This window comes from Deferrisoma camini S3R1 (assembly GCF_000526155.1).
Classification (GTDB): domain Bacteria; phylum Desulfobacterota; class Deferrisomatia; order Deferrisomatales; family Deferrisomataceae; genus Deferrisoma; species Deferrisoma camini.
Map to the genome: position 1 here is coordinate 198,921 of NZ_JAFN01000001.1, position 13,805 is coordinate 212,725.

General features: G+C 66.1%; 13 protein-coding genes. 11 read left to right on the top strand and 2 right to left on the bottom strand.

What is annotated here, in order from left to right; translation table 11 throughout:
- Positions 1 to 28: 28 nt before the first annotated feature.
- Positions 29 to 931 carry a beta/alpha barrel domain-containing protein gene (locus DEFCA_RS0100815; protein WP_169709390.1) on the bottom strand — a complete coding sequence of 301 codons (903 nt, stop codon included), beginning with the start codon at positions 929 to 931 and terminating at the stop codon, positions 29 to 31.
- A gap of 337 nt (positions 932 to 1,268) precedes the next feature.
- Between DEFCA_RS0100815 and DEFCA_RS0100820 the strand changes: the two genes are divergently transcribed.
- The 11 genes from DEFCA_RS0100820 (at position 1,269) to DEFCA_RS0100870 (ending at position 12,698) form a co-directional block, all read left to right on the top strand.
- Complete coding sequence (locus DEFCA_RS0100820) at positions 1,269 to 2,063, top strand: ABC transporter ATP-binding protein (protein ID WP_025321154.1); 795 nt, start codon at positions 1,269 to 1,271, stop codon at positions 2,061 to 2,063.
- Between the two features lie 18 nt (positions 2,064 to 2,081).
- On the top strand, positions 2,082 to 4,001 hold the full coding sequence (locus DEFCA_RS0100825) for a long-chain fatty acid--CoA ligase (RefSeq protein ID WP_025321155.1): 1,920 nt from the start codon (positions 2,082 to 2,084) through the stop codon (positions 3,999 to 4,001).
- Positions 4,002 to 4,037: 36 nt separating this feature from the next.
- Entirely contained in the window at positions 4,038 to 4,928 is an 891-nt protein-coding gene (locus DEFCA_RS0100830) for a branched-chain amino acid ABC transporter permease (protein ID WP_025321156.1), read from the top strand.
- Between the two features lie 80 nt (positions 4,929 to 5,008).
- Entirely contained in the window at positions 5,009 to 6,061 is a 1,053-nt protein-coding gene (locus DEFCA_RS0100835; protein WP_025321157.1) for a branched-chain amino acid ABC transporter permease, read from the top strand.
- Positions 6,062 to 6,190: 129 nt separating this feature from the next.
- Positions 6,191 to 7,360: an ABC transporter substrate-binding protein gene (locus tag DEFCA_RS0100840; protein WP_025321158.1), complete on the top strand. Its 1,170-nt coding sequence runs from the start codon at positions 6,191 to 6,193 to the stop codon at positions 7,358 to 7,360.
- A gap of 112 nt (positions 7,361 to 7,472) precedes the next feature.
- Positions 7,473 to 8,267 (top strand): ABC transporter ATP-binding protein, encoded by a 795-nt coding sequence (locus DEFCA_RS0100845; protein WP_025321159.1) that lies wholly within the window; start codon positions 7,473 to 7,475, stop codon positions 8,265 to 8,267.
- A gap of 316 nt (positions 8,268 to 8,583) precedes the next feature.
- Positions 8,584 to 9,840 carry a phenylacetate--CoA ligase family protein gene (locus tag DEFCA_RS0100850; RefSeq protein ID WP_025321160.1) on the top strand — a complete coding sequence of 419 codons (1,257 nt, stop codon included), beginning with the start codon at positions 8,584 to 8,586 and terminating at the stop codon, positions 9,838 to 9,840.
- 3 nt (positions 9,841 to 9,843) lie between these two features.
- Positions 9,844 to 10,239 (top strand): MerR family transcriptional regulator, encoded by a 396-nt coding sequence (locus DEFCA_RS0100855; RefSeq protein ID WP_025321161.1) that lies wholly within the window; start codon positions 9,844 to 9,846, stop codon positions 10,237 to 10,239.
- A gap of 79 nt (positions 10,240 to 10,318) precedes the next feature.
- A complete protein-coding gene (locus DEFCA_RS0100860) occupies positions 10,319 to 11,467 on the top strand; it encodes an acyl-CoA dehydrogenase family protein (RefSeq protein WP_025321162.1) in 1,149 nt (382 codons plus the stop codon).
- Between the two features lie 530 nt (positions 11,468 to 11,997).
- On the top strand, positions 11,998 to 12,276 hold the full coding sequence (locus DEFCA_RS0100865) for a type II toxin-antitoxin system Phd/YefM family antitoxin (protein WP_025321163.1): 279 nt from the start codon (positions 11,998 to 12,000) through the stop codon (positions 12,274 to 12,276).
- A complete protein-coding gene (locus DEFCA_RS0100870) occupies positions 12,273 to 12,698 on the top strand; it encodes a type II toxin-antitoxin system VapC family toxin (protein ID WP_025321164.1) in 426 nt (141 codons plus the stop codon). The genes DEFCA_RS0100865 and DEFCA_RS0100870 overlap by 4 nt, the downstream gene beginning before the upstream one ends.
- A 368-nt stretch (positions 12,699 to 13,066) precedes the next feature.
- On the opposite strand, the gene DEFCA_RS20090 is transcribed toward DEFCA_RS0100870, so the two are convergent.
- Positions 13,067 to 13,741 (bottom strand): hypothetical protein, encoded by a 675-nt coding sequence (locus DEFCA_RS20090; RefSeq protein WP_025321165.1) that lies wholly within the window; start codon positions 13,739 to 13,741, stop codon positions 13,067 to 13,069.
- Positions 13,742 to 13,805: the final 64 nt, after the last annotated feature.

A 13,805-nucleotide genomic window follows, 5' to 3' on the forward strand; every position in this document is an offset into this window, starting at 1 on the left:
TCACGATTTACGATTTACGACCAACGTCCTACCGTTCCAACGTCTCCGCCCGGGCGAGGCGCGCCCGGTTCGCCCGGGCCGCTTCGGCCAGGCGGTCCCCGTCCACACCCGTATCCACCCCCAGGGTCCGGAACAGCGCCGCGAGCTCCTCCAGGTCCTGGTTTCCCTCCGGCTCGTCCAGGGCGGGGCAGCCCCCGAGCCCGCCCAGGGACCCGTCGAACCGCCGGACCCCGGCCAGCCAGGCGGCGAACGCGGCTGCGCCGGCCGTGCCCACCGGGTCGTGGAGGTGGACCCCCAGGCTCTCCAAAGGAACCACCTCGGCCACGGCCCGGACCCTCGCGGCCACCTCCACGGGGGAGGCCCCCCCTAAGGTGTCGCACAGGGTCAGCTCCGAGAACCCCAGGTCCCGGGCGGCCCGGCACAGCGCCACCACCCGTTCCTCCGGCACCGGCCCCTCCACGGGGTCGGCCCAGGCCATGGAGAGCGCCAAGCGCATGCGGACCCCGGCTCCGGCCGCCGCCTCGGCCATGGGCCCGAGCTCCCGTAGCACCTCCTCGATCGGTCGGCCCAGGTTGGCCCGGCTGTGGGCCTGGGTGGCCGAGAGCAGGCACACCACGTTGCGGGCGCCGGCGGCGAGTGCGTCCTCCAGGCCCCGGCGGTTGGGGACCAGCACCCACGCCCGTTCCGCGTGGGTACCGAGCTCCCGCACCACCTCGGCCGTGCCCGCCATCTGGGGCACCCGGCGCGGGTGCACGAAGCTTCCCACCTCGGCCTCGGGCACCCCCGCATCGAGCACCTCGGCCACCCAGCGGGCCCGCTCGGCCGGTGGGAGCACGGCCGGCACCGACTGGAGCCCGTCCCGGGCGGACACGTCCACCAGGGTCACCGTGCGCGGTGCGGCGTTTGCCAGTTCACGTAAAGTGCAAGACACAACCGATCCTCCTCCCGGAGAGGGCTGTATACATGGAGCCTTTGTCGCTCGTCAACACTGTATTGCACGGAGCGCCGACGGCGGGTGGGGGGTGTGGCCGGGGTTCGCCGCCCGCCTCCGCGGACGGCCGGCGAGAGACCGGCGGCGGAGGCGGCGGGGGCGGCCTGGAGAGATTGTGTTGCAATGTCGGCGGGTTGCCGGTGCTGGCGGCGGTGCGGCGGGGAAGCGGAGCGCGTCCGCACTTGACGTTAGGTGCGTGTCGGGTTGACCGGAGAAAGCGAACGGTGTTATACCACTCCGGCCGCGATACCGACCGTAGGGTGGATAAGGAGGCGACATGGACGAACGGCCTGTCCAGCTCCAGGTGGACGACATCCATCTGAGCTTCGGCGGAGTCAACGCCCTGATGGGCGTGGGGTTCCAGGTGTACCAGGGCGAGATCTTCTCGATCATCGGTCCCAACGGCGCCGGCAAGACGAGCATGCTCAACTGCATCAGCGGCCGGTACCACCCCCAGCGGGGTCGGATCGTGTTCGAGGGGCGGGAGATCACGAACCAGCCCCCGGCCACCCGCGCCGAGATCGGGATCTCGCGGACCTTCCAGAACATCGCCCTGTTCAAGGGCATGACCGTGCTCGACAACCTGCTGATCGGCCGCCACATCCACCTGAAGACCGGGTTCCTGAAGGGCGGCATCTATCTCGGCCCCTGCCAGCGCGAAGAGATCGAGCACCGGAGGTTCGTGGAGGACATCATCGATTTCCTCGAGATCGAGCACATCCGCAAGAAGATCGTGGGCACCCTGGCCTACGGGCTGCAGAAGCGGGTGGAGCTGGCCCGGGCCCTGGCCCTGGACCCCAAGCTGATCCTCCTGGACGAGCCCATGGCCGGCATGAACCTGGAAGAGACCGAGGACATGGTGCGCTACATCCTCGACATCAACCAGGAGCGGGGGATCACGGTGATCCTGGTGGAGCACGACATGGGGGTGGTCATGGACATCTCGGACCGCATCGTGGTCCTCGACTTCGGCCAGAAGATCGGGGAGGGCACGCCCGACGAGGTGCAGAAGAACCCGGACGTGGTCCGGGCGTACCTCGGGGCCGAAGACGAAACCTTCTTGGGCCGGTAGGAAGGGAGGAAAGAGCTTATGGTCGACCTTCCCCTCGACACCTTTCCCAAGCTCCTTCGCCACAACGCCCGCAAGTGGGGCGACGACCGGGTGGCCATGCGGGAGAAGGAGTTCGGGATCTGGCAGCCGTACACCTGGAAGGACTACTACGAGCACGTGAAGTACTTCAGCCTGGGCCTGGTGGCCATGGGGCTCAAGAAGGGCGACACGATCTCGATCATCGGCGACAACCGGCCCGAGTGGCTCTGGGCCGAGCTGGCCGCCCAGTCCGCCGGGGCGATCGGCATCGGCATCTACCAGGACTCGATCCTGAAGGAGGTGTCGTACATCATCAACCACGCCGCCTCCCGGTTCGTGGTCGCCGAGGACCAGGAGCAGGTGGACAAGGTGCTCGACATGGGCGACGAGATCCCCACGGTGGAGCACATCATCTACACCGACCCTCGGGGCATGCGCAAATACGACGACCCCCGGCTCATCTACTTCCCCGAGGTGGAGGAGCGGGGCCGGGAGCTCGAGAAGAAGAACCCCGGCATCTTCGACCAGATGGTCGACGCCACCGATCCGGAGGCCTGCGCCCAGATCTGCACCACCTCGGGCACCACGGGCAACCCCAAGCTGGCCATGCTGAGCCACCGGAACATGCTGAGCATGGCCGCGAACCTGGGCAAGGTGGACCCCAAGTACGAGTCGGACGAGTTCGTGAGCTTCCTGCCCCTGCCTTGGATCGGCGAGCAGATGATGTGCGTGGCGAGCGCCCTGCTGTTCGGGTTCACCGTGAACTTCCCCGAGGAGCCCGAGACCGCCACCGAGAACATCCGGGAGATCGGGCCCCACGTGATCTTCAGCCCCCCGCGGGTGTGGGAGAACCTGGCCGCCACGGTGCAGGTGAAGATCATGGACGCCTCGCCGTTCAAGCGGTTCCTGTTCCACAAGTGCCTGCCCGTGGGGTACATGTGGGCCGACCTCAAGTTCCAGAAGCAGCAGCCCACCTTCTGGCAGAAGGTCCAGTACGGGCTGGCCTACCTGATCATGTTCCGGGCCCTGAAGGACCGGCTGGGGTTCACGAACATCCGCTCGGCCTCCACCGGCGGCGCGGCCCTCGGGCCCGACACCTTCCGGTTCTTCCACGCCCTGGGCGTGAACCTGAAGCAGATCTACGGCCAGACCGAGATCTCGGGGATCTCGTGCATCCACCACGACGGCGACATCAAGTTCGACACCGTGGGCAAGCCGATCCCCGAGACCGAGATCCGCATCCACAACCCCGACCCCAAGGGCGTGGGCGAGGTGATCTCCCGAAGCCCCGCGCTGTTCATGGGCTACTACAAGAACGAGGAGGCCACCCGCGAGACCATCGTGGACGGGTGGCTGTACTCGGGCGACGCGGGGTACTTCGACGAGGACGGGCACCTGGTCATCATCGACCGGATGAAGGACATCATGACCCTGAAGGGGGGCGAGCGGTTCAGCCCCCAGTTCATCGAGAACAAGCTCAAGTTCAGCCCCTACATCAAGGAAGCCGTGTGCATCGGCCACGAGCGCGAGTACATCATCGCCATGATCTGCATCGACTACGGCATCGTGGGCAAGTGGGCCGAGGACCGGCGGATCAACTACACCACCTACACCGACCTGGCGTCCAAGCCCGAGGTGTACGGGCTGATCGAGGGCGAGGTCCGCAGGGTCAACGAGAGCCTGACCGAGCACCAGCGGATCCGCAAGTTCGTGCTGCTGTACAAGGAGCTCGACGCCGACGACGACGAGCTGACCCGTACCCGGAAGGTGCGCCGCCGGTTCATCGACCAGAAGTACGCGGACATCATCGAGGCGATCTACGCGAACCAGCCCGAGATCCACATCGACACGGTGATCCGGTACCAGGACGGCAAGACCTCCCAGCTCAAGACCACCCTGGTCGTGCGCACCCTGGAATAGGACCCCTGCAACCCGGTTGCCGGTTTCGGAGGCATCATGGAATTCTACGTTCAGCTCTTGATCAGCGGGCTCGTGCTGGGCTCGATCTACGCCCTGGTGGCCCTGGGGTTCGCCATCATCTACAAGTCCACCAGCGTGGTGAACTTCGCCCAGGGCGAGTTCCTCATGGTGGGCGCCTACTTCTGCTTCTCGATGGTGGTCCAGTACCAGGTGCCGTGGCTGTGGGCCTTCTTGATCACCATGGTGTTCTCGGTGGTGCTGGCCCTGCTGGTGGAGCGGCTGGTGCTGCGGCCCATGATCGGCGAGCCGGTGATCTCGATCATCATGGTGACGATCGGGCTGTCGTCGGTGCTTCGCTCGGTGGTGACCGCGGTGTGGGGCACCCAGATCAAGACCTACGACCCGCCCCTGTTCCCGGACACGCCGATCAACCTGGCGGGCATCCCGATCAGCCAGGTGTACCTGTGGAGCTTCGGGCTCTCGGTCGTGCTGCTGGTGCTGTTCGGCCTGTTCTTCAAGTACACCAAGGCCGGGATCGCCATGCGGGCCACGGCGTTCTCGAACCAGGTGGCCCTTTCGATGGGCATCAGCGTGAAGCGCATCTTCGCCCTGGCGTGGTGCATCTCGCTGGTGGTGTCGTCGATCGGCGGCATCCTCATCGGCAACATCAACGGCATCAACATCTCCCTGGGCCACTTCGGGCTCAAGGTCTTCCCGGCCGTGATCCTGGGCGGGCTCGACTCGATCCTGGGCGCGGCCGTGGGCGGCATCATCATCGGGGTGCTCGAGAACTTCTCGGACGGCCTCCTGAAGACCTGGTTCGGGCTCCAAGGGATCAAAGAGGTGGCGCCGTTCGTGTTCCTGGTGATCATCCTGATGGTGAAGCCCTACGGCCTGTTCGGCACCGAGGAGATCGAGCGGGTCTAGCAGGGGCGGGTTGCGGACAGCGGGGTGACGGATCCACACGCGGCGGCCCGGCCGCCCATGCCTGAAAGCAGGAAACCGACATGAGCGTGAATCACTGCGGTGATTTCAAACAGACCTACAAGGACGACATGCGGGTGCTCCAGACCCGGTTCATCCGGTTCTGGGTGTACGGGTTCGTGGTGTTCCTGTACGTGTTCCCGCTGATCGCCTCGACCTACGTGGTGAGCCTCACCAACATGATCGGGATCGCCGTGATCGGCGCCCTGGGCATCAACATCGTCACGGGGTTCACCGGCCAGATCTCCCTGGGGCAGGGGGCGTTCCTGGGGGTGGGGGCGTTCTCCTGCGCGTTCTTCATGAACGAGTGGGGGATCCCGTTCTGGCTCGCCATGCCCATGGCGGGGCTCGTGACCGCGGCCGTGGGCATGATCTTCGGCATCCCGAGCCTGCGCTTGAAGGGCCTGTACCTGGCCATCGCCACCCTGGCCGCCCAGTTCATCCTGGAGTACCTGTTCCTGCACCTCGAGGGGATCACGGGCGGCTCCAACGGGGTGATGTTCCCCTCGCCCCAGGTGGGGGAGTTCGTGTTCGACACGGACCAGAGCATCTACTACGTGATCATCACGGTGGCGGTGCTCACCACCATCTACACCACGAACCTGTTCCGGTCCAAGGACGGCCGGGCCTTCGTGGCGGTGCGCGACCACTACCTGTCGGCCGAGATCATGGGGATCCACCTGTTCAAGTACCGGCTGCTGTCGTTTGCGATCAGCTCGTTCATCGTGGGCATCGCCGGCAGCCTGTGGGGCGCCTACACCCAGTACATCACCCCCGAGCACTTCACCATCGCCGAGTCGATCAACTACCTGGCCATGATCATCATCGGCGGCATGGGCAGCGTGCTGGGCTCGATCTACGGCGCCATCTTCATGACCCTGGTGCCGAACCTCTTGAGCTACGGCACCTCGGTGCTGGCCAACGTCTGGGCGGGCGCGGGCGATCTGATCATGAGCCTGAAGGAGGGCATCTTCGGGCTGATCGTGGTACTGTTCTTGATCTTTGAGCCGGACGGGCTGGCCCACCGGTGGAAGCTGATCAAGGCGTACTGGAAGCTGTATCCGTTCAGCTACTGATCGGGAAAGGAGGTGAGCCGGGAGCGGAAAACCCAAAGAACGTCGCTGGTGCACGTCGAGGGAGGGATTTTCGGTTTCGGTTTCGGAAAACGTGGCCCTGTGCCAACCCATGGGAAGAGGAGGATGGACATGAAACGCTGGATCCGTGCCCTTTCGGTCGCCGCGGCCGTCGGTTTCGCCGCGAGCGCCACGGCCGCCGACACCATCGTGATCGGCCACATCGCCGACCTGACCGGCCCCACCTCGGCGGTGGGCAAGCCCTACGCCGACGGCGTGCAGGCCTACGCCGACTGGCTGAACTCCCACGGCGGGGTGAACGGCAAGAAGGTGAAGCTGCTGCGCTCGGACTACGCCTACAAGATCCCCGAGGCCCTGAACCTGTACAAGAAGTTCAAGACCGTGGACCGGGTCCTGGCGATCCAGGGCTGGGGCACCGGCGACACCGAGGCCCTGACGAAGATGGTGGGCAAGGACAAGATCCCCTACTTCTCGGCCTCGTACTCGGCCCACCTGACCGACCCCAAGAAGGCCCCCTACAACTTCTTCATCGCGGCCGACTACTCCACCCAGCTTCGGGCCGGCCTCAAGTACCTCAAGGACAACTGGAACGAGAGCCGCAAGCCGAAGATCGCCTTCATCTATCCCGACCACCCCTATGGCAAGGCTCCGATCCCGGCCGGGAAGAAGTACGCCGAGGAGCTGGGCTTCGAGATCGTGGGTGAGGAGAACGTGGGGCTGCGGGCCATCGAGGCCACCACCCAGCTGCTGAACCTCAAGAAGAACGAGCCTGACTTCGCCTGGATCGGCGGCACCACCCCGTCGGCGGCCGTGATCCTGAAGGACGCCAAGAAGCTGGGCCTCAAGACCAAGTTCCTCATCAACATCTGGGGCAACGACGAGAACCTGTTCAAGCTGGCCGGCGACGCGGCCAACGGCGCCCTGGGGCTGCAGGCCGCGGCCGTGTACGGCGACGACGTGCCGGGTATGAAGACCATCGTGGAGGTCACCAAGGGCGAGCACCAGATGACCCACTTCATCCGGGGCTGGGTGTCGATGATGGTCATGGCCGAGGGCCTGAAGCGGGCCGACGCGGCCGGCGACCTGACCGGCCCAGGCCTCAAGAAGGCCCTGGAGACCCTCAAGGACTTCGACACCGGCGGGCTCACCGCGCCCATCACCTACACGGCCGACGACCATCGGCCGAACCTCTCGGCCAAGATCTACGAGTACCAGGGCGGGAAGATGGTCTACAAGGCCACGGTGGAGCTGCCGCGCCGGGCCGACTGGCTGGGCTTCTAAGCCGGAGATCCCGGAGGGGAGGCCCCTTGGGGCCTCCCCCCTTTCGGGGAGCCGCCGGCAAAGGCCGGCGGCTCCCCGAAAGGGAAACACCCGTCTCACGGAGCAGACTCCCATGCTGAAGGTCAACAACATCGAGGTCGTCTACAACGACGTGATCCTGGTCCTCAAGGGGCTCTCCCTGGAGTGCGAGGAGGGCAAGATTACCACCCTGCTGGGGGCCAACGGGGCCGGCAAGTCCACCACCCTCAAGGCCATCTCGGGGCTCCTCAGGAGCGAGGAGGGGGAGGTCACCGAGGGCACCATCGAGTTCAACGGCGAGAAGATCAACGGGAAGGACCCCGAGGAGATCGTGCGGATGGGGATCTTCCAGTGCATGGAGGGCCGCCGGGTGTTCGAGGACCTGACCACCCACGAGAACCTCCTGTGCGGGGCGTACACCCGCAAGGACAAGGCCGGGGTCCGGCGGGACCTGGACCTGGTGTACGACTTCTTCCCGCGGCTCAAGGAGCGGCGCAACCAGCTCGCCGGGTACCTGTCGGGCGGCGAGCAGCAGATGCTCGCGATCGGCCGGGCGCTCATGGCCCGGCCCAAACTGATGTTGCTGGACGAGCCGAGCCTCGGGCTGGCCCCGCTGCTGGTGAAGGAGATCTTCTCGATCATCCAGAAGATCAACGAGGAGGAGAAGACCACGATCCTCCTGGTGGAGCAGAACGCCAACCTGGCGCTGAAGGTGGCCACCTACGGCTACATCATGGAGAACGGCAAGGTGGTCTTGGACGGGCCCAGCGAGAAGCTCCGGGAGAACGAGGACGTGAAGGAGTTCTACCTGGGGGTGGGCGAGAGCGGTCACAAGCGCTCGTTCAAGAACGCCAAGCATTACAAGCGCCGGAAACGGTGGCTGTCGTAGGAAGGCTGGAAAGCTAGAAGGCTGGGAGGCTGGGAGGCCACAGATCGGCACAGATTTGCACGGATCTTGGGAGGGACGAGGGCTTCCTGCCGTGGAGGGGTAGCCGGCGGATCCGGCTGCTGGTGGGGTTGAGACCTCCGCTTTTCCTCCATCTGTGTTCATCTGTGTAAATCTGTGGCCGATGGGTTGCGAAAACGCTGGAAGGCCGTTCGTCGCGGAGTGGCCGCCTAGCCGCCTAGCCGCCAAGCTGCCCGGCGGACGCGAAGCGCCCCAACGACTAACGATTGACAACCGCACTTCCGGAGGGCATCCAGACATGGACCGGACGACCGGGTTTCTGAACGAAGAGCTCGAGACCCAGAGCTGGGAGGCGCAGCAAGAGGCGCTGTCGCGCCGGTTGCGCGAAACGGTGGCCCACGCCTACGAGCACGCCCCCTACTGGCGGCGGGTCATGGACGAGGTCGGGGTGTCGCCCGCGGACATCCAGGGGGTGGACGACCTGCCCAAGCTCCCCGTGACCCCCAAGGCCAAGCTCGTGGAGATCCAGGGCGCCGAGCCGCCGTTCGGGGGACTGCTGGGTATGGCCGTGGAGCGGATGCAGCGGGTGTTCCGGTCGCCCGGCCCGATCTACGACCCCCAGGGCCCCGGCGAGGGATGGGGCTGGGAGGAGGCCCTGTTCGCCGCGGGGTTCCGACCGGGGGACATCTCCATCAACACGTTCAGCTACCACATGACCCCGGCCGGCATGATGTTCGACGACGCCCTCCGGAGCCTGGGGTGCCCCGTGGTGCCCACCGGGGTGGGGGAGCGGGAGACCCAGGTGGAGATCATGCAGCGCCTGGGGGTCAAGGGGTTCGTGGGCATGGCCTCGTTTCTCCTGCAGATCGGCGAGAAGGCTAAGGCGTTGGGCGTGGATCCCCGCCGGGCCCTAGGCCTGGAGGTGGCGTTCGTCACGGCCGAGCCCCTTCCGGACAGCCTGCGTTCCTCGGTGGAGGAGATGTTCGGGCTGATCCTCCGGCAGGGCTACGGCACGGCCGACTGCGGGTGTATCGCGTACGAGTGCTTCCACAAGGGCGGCATGCACGTGGTGAACCGGGCCGTGGTGGAGATCGTGGACCCCACCACCGGCCGCCCGGTGCCCGAGGGGGAGACCGGCGAGGTGGTGGTCACCCTGTTCCACAAGGCCTACCCGCTGCTTCGGTTCGGCACGGGCGACCTCTCCGCCTTCCTGCCGGGTGGGTGCGAGTGCGGGCGGGCCACGCCCAAGCTCAAGGGGTGGCTGGGCCGCGCGGACCAGCTCGTGAAGGTGAAGGGCATGTTCGTGCACCCGGGCCAGCTCCAGGCCGTGTTCCGGGAGTTTCCCGAGGTGGAGGGGTTCCGGGCGGTGGTGAGCCGCGAGAACAACCGCGACCGCCTGACCCTGCGGGTGGTGAGCCGGGAGCGCTCCGAGGGCTTGGCCCAGAAGATCGCCGGCCGGCTGCGGGACGTGCTGCGGATCGGGGCCGAGGTGGAGTGGGTGGACGGGCTGCCCGACGACGGAAAGGTCATCGAAGACACCCGCACCTGGGACTGAGGCATGGGTCAACCGGCGCGAAACGGCGGCCCCCCGCCCCTCAAGATCGGGGAGTTGGCCCGGAGGGTGGGGCTTACACCCCGCACCATCCGCTACTACGAGGACATCGGGCTCCTGAACAGCGTGCGCCGGGTGGAGGGGGGGCGCCGGATCTACACGGACGACGACGTCCGGCGGCTCAAGTTCATCAAGCGGCTCAAGCTGCTGGGACTGAGCCTGGAGGAGATGAAGGAGCTGGAGGAGCTCTACCGTACCCACCGGAGCAACGAGAAGGTGCTGCCCCGGCTCCTGGAGCTGCTGGATCACCACCTGGAGGAGATCGAGCACCGAATCGACCAGCTCCGGATGCTCCAGCGCGACATCGAGGCCTACCGCGAGCACATCCGTTCGAAGCTGTAGGGGCGGTTGTTGGCGCCGGGCCGCGGGCCCCTGGTCCGGGCGGCCGACGCGCCGAATCAAAGGAGTCTATTCCATGGCACTGTCGTTCGATCTGACCGCAGAGCAGAACATCCTTCGCCAGAGCGTGCGCGAGTTCGCCGAGAAGGAGATCCGGCCGGTGGCCCGCGAGCTCGACGCGAAGGAGGAGTTCAGCTACGAGCTCACCCGGAAGATGGGTGAGATGGGGCTGTTCGGCATCTTCGTGAGCCCGGAGTACGGGGGCAGCGGGCTGGACTACGTATCGTACATCATCGCGGTGGAGGAGATCGCCCGGGTGGACGGGTCCCAGGCGGCCACCGTGGCCGCCGGGAACTCCCTGGGGATCGGCCCGATCTACTACTTCGGGAGCGAGGAGCAGAAGAAGCGTTGGCTCCCCAAGCTGTGCACCGGCGAGATGCTGGCCGGGTTCGGGCTCACCGAGCCCCTGGCCGGCTCGGACGCGGGCAGCTCCCGCACCAAGGCCGTGCTCGACGGCAACGAGTGGGTCATCAACGGTAGCAAGATCTTCATCACCAACGCGGCCACCGACATCACCGGCGTGATCGTGGTGCAGGCGGTCACGGGCAAGAAGAGCGACGGCCGAAACGAGCTCTCGTGCTTCCTGGTGCCGGCGGACGCCCCGGGGCTGACCCGAAAGGCCATGCACGGCAAGATGATGTGGCGCTCGTCCAACACGGCCGAGCTGTACTTCGACGACGTGCGGCTCCCCAAGGACGCCATCCTCGGGAAGAAGGGGGACGGGTTCCGCCAGATGCTCTCGACCCTGGACGGGGGCCGGCTGTCCATCGGGGCCATGGGGTTGGGGGGAGCCCAGGGCGCGTTCGATCTGGCCCTGCGCTACGCCCAGGAGCGCCGCCAGTTCGGCCAGCCGATCTTCGACTTCCAGGCCATCCAGTTCAAGCTGGCCGACATGGCCATGGAGATCGAGGCGGCCCGGAACCTGCTGTACAAGGCGTGCTGGCTAAAGGACAACGGCCGACCGTTCGGCAAGTACGCGGCCATGGCCAAGCTGTACTGCTCCGAGGTCATGGGCCGGGTGGTGGACGCCGCGGTCCAGATCCACGGCGGCTACGGCCTGATGCAGGACTACGATGTCGAGCGGTTCTACCGCGACCAGAAGCTCCTGACCATCGGCGAGGGCACGAGCGAGATCCAACGCCTCGTGATCGCCCGCCACCTCAAAGACTGATCCGCCGCCCCTGCCGCGGCACAACCTCCTCGGGGCCCAAGCCACGCCCGCAGCGCTCGCAACGGGTTCTGGGGTTGGGGGTTCACGTAGCTGTCCGTGGCGCCGTTGCGTGACCCCCGAAGTTCCCGCCGTGGCTTGGAGCACTACAACTTCATGTCTCGCGCCACGCTCGCAACGACGCAACGGGTTTTGGGGTTGGGGGTTTCCGGGGCGAGCTTGGCGGCGTTGCGTGAATCCCGCAGTTCACGCCAAGGTCTGGGGAACGTCAACTTCTTGGTCTCACGCCACGCCCGCAACGGCGCAACGGAAGGCCGTGGGCAGTCACGCGTGAGGAGTGACGGGGCCGGGGGCGTGTGGCGGTTTCCACGACGAACGACCTGCGACAGGCGGACCAACGTGGCGTCCGTTGCGTGAGCCCCTCTCCCCCCGAGCTCGGTTTCCCATGGATACGCATTGACGGATGATTTGCAGAGGGGTAGGGTGGTAGCCACTTTCCGCAGAATAGGGCTACTTGTTTCGCGGAGACTTCCATGCGAACCGTTGGGGTCAAGGAGTTGAAAGACCATTTGAGCCGGTACCTACAGCTGGTGAAGTCGGGCGAGAACATCCTGGTGACCGAGCGAGGACGCGTGGTGGCCCGGATTCTTCCCGACGGGCAGGCGATCGGTACGGAGCTTCAGGACCTGCTGGAGATGGCGGCCCGTGGGCTGGTAAGGCTCCCGGGGCCTGGGAGAGACGTTCAGGAGTTCGAACCGGTCGAGATCCGGGGCCAACCCCTTTCGTCCACAGTACTCGAGGATCGGCGGTGATCCTGTATTGCGACACCAGCGCCCTGGTGAAGCGCTACGTCCGAGAGGCCCACACGGAAGCCGTCTTGGCGGCTTGGCGCGACGCGGTCCAGGTGGCCTCCTCGGAAGTGGCCTGTGCGGAGTGTCTGGCCGCCCTGGCCAGACGCCGGAGGGCTGGGGATTTGGGCGAAAGGGATCACGAGAGGGTCCGCAGCCGATTCCTCGACGATTTTCGGGCCATGGTGCGAGTGCCCGTGGGCGACGCAGTCAATCGCCTGGTGGCCCGGCTCGTGCTGGAGCATCCTCTACGGGGGTTCGACGCCATCCACCTGGCGTCTGCCTTGCTCATCAAGGAACACGTTCGGGGCAAAGTGGTTTTCGCGTGCTACGACCAGGTACTCGCCCAGAGTGCCAGGGCGGTCGGACTTCGGGTCTTGGAGTAACGCCGTGACATCCCGGCGCCAAAGTCCGGCACACCAAGCCGCATCCCCTGTTCCCGAGGGAGCGCGGTTGTCTCGCCCCGATCGCAGCGCAGGCCTCGGCCGAGGCCCGTTGGGGCGCTGAGACGGAGAGGCTGCCGACCCTCGTCACGGATCACGCGTCACTCGTCACTGCAGTCCCCGGAGAACTTCAACTTCTTGTCTCACGCCACGCTCGCAACGGCGCAACGGAAGGTTGTGGGCAGTCACGCGTGAGGAGTGACGGGGCCGGGGGCGTGTGGCGGTTTCCACGACGAACGACCGCCGACCTGCGACCGGCGGACCAACGTGGCGTCCGTGGCGTGAGCCGCCGTTGCCCCCCAGATCTCGGTTTACGGAAGGAGTTTGATCAGCGTGACGATCACGCCGGCCTGGGCGATGAGGAGGCCGGTGACCCAACGGAGGGTGGAGGCATGGGTGCGGACGACCTCCGCCCGTACCCGCTCGATCTCCAGACGGTTCTGCTCGATGCGAGCGGAGAGGTCTGCCCGTACCTCCTCGATCCGCTCGGACAGACCCGCTCGGACGTGCTCAGTGCGCTCGGACAGGTCTGCCCGGACCTTTTCGATCTCCAGGCGGTTCTGTTCCATGCGGGCGGACAGGTCCGCCCGGATCTGCTCGATGCGTTCGGACAGGCCTGCTTGGACGTGCTCGATGCGCTCGGACAGGTCTGCCCGGACCTTTTCGATCTCCAGGCGGTTCTGTTCCATACGGGCGGACAGGTTCGCCCGGATCTGCTCGATGCGTTCGGACAGGTCTGCTTGGACGTGCTCGATTCGCTCTGACAGATCCGCCCGCACCTCCTCGCCCTGGAGGCGTAGACGCTCGATCTCGGTGCGCAGTTCCTGGATATCCCTCTTGAGCTCGAGTTTCACCGCCTCGAGCTGGTCTTGGGTGGCCACGTCGGCCGGAATCCGCTGCTCCAGGCGGTCGAAGGCCTCGGCCAGGGCCCGGGCCTTGGGCTCATCGTCCTTGAACGCCTGGTAGATGTCGAGGGCGATGGACATGGGTGCCTCTCGGAATATCCAGAAACTGTTTCACAATGTTAGCGGGGAGCCGGAAACCGCGCAA

Excerpts from the sequence above, each read along its gene's own strand:
- DEFCA_RS0100820 (WP_025321154.1), top strand. The coding sequence starts at position 1,269 with ATGGACGAACGGCCTGTCCAGCTCCAGGTGGACGACATCCATCTGAGC.
- DEFCA_RS0100840 (WP_025321158.1), top strand. The coding sequence starts at position 6,191 with ATGAAACGCTGGATCCGTGCCCTTTCGGTCGCCGCGGCCGTCGGTTTC.
- DEFCA_RS0100830 (WP_025321156.1), top strand. The coding sequence starts at position 4,038 with ATGGAATTCTACGTTCAGCTCTTGATCAGCGGGCTCGTGCTGGGCTCG.
- DEFCA_RS0100855 (WP_025321161.1), top strand. The coding sequence starts at position 9,844 with ATGGGTCAACCGGCGCGAAACGGCGGCCCCCCGCCCCTCAAGATCGGG.
- DEFCA_RS0100850 (WP_025321160.1), top strand. The coding sequence starts at position 8,584 with ATGGACCGGACGACCGGGTTTCTGAACGAAGAGCTCGAGACCCAGAGC.
- DEFCA_RS20090 (WP_025321165.1), bottom strand. The coding sequence starts at position 13,741 with ATGTCCATCGCCCTCGACATCTACCAGGCGTTCAAGGACGATGAGCCC.
- DEFCA_RS0100845 (WP_025321159.1), top strand. The coding sequence starts at position 7,473 with ATGCTGAAGGTCAACAACATCGAGGTCGTCTACAACGACGTGATCCTG.
- DEFCA_RS0100835 (WP_025321157.1), top strand. The coding sequence starts at position 5,009 with ATGAGCGTGAATCACTGCGGTGATTTCAAACAGACCTACAAGGACGAC.
- DEFCA_RS0100825 (WP_025321155.1), top strand. The coding sequence starts at position 2,082 with ATGGTCGACCTTCCCCTCGACACCTTTCCCAAGCTCCTTCGCCACAAC.
- DEFCA_RS0100865 (WP_025321163.1), top strand. The coding sequence starts at position 11,998 with ATGCGAACCGTTGGGGTCAAGGAGTTGAAAGACCATTTGAGCCGGTAC.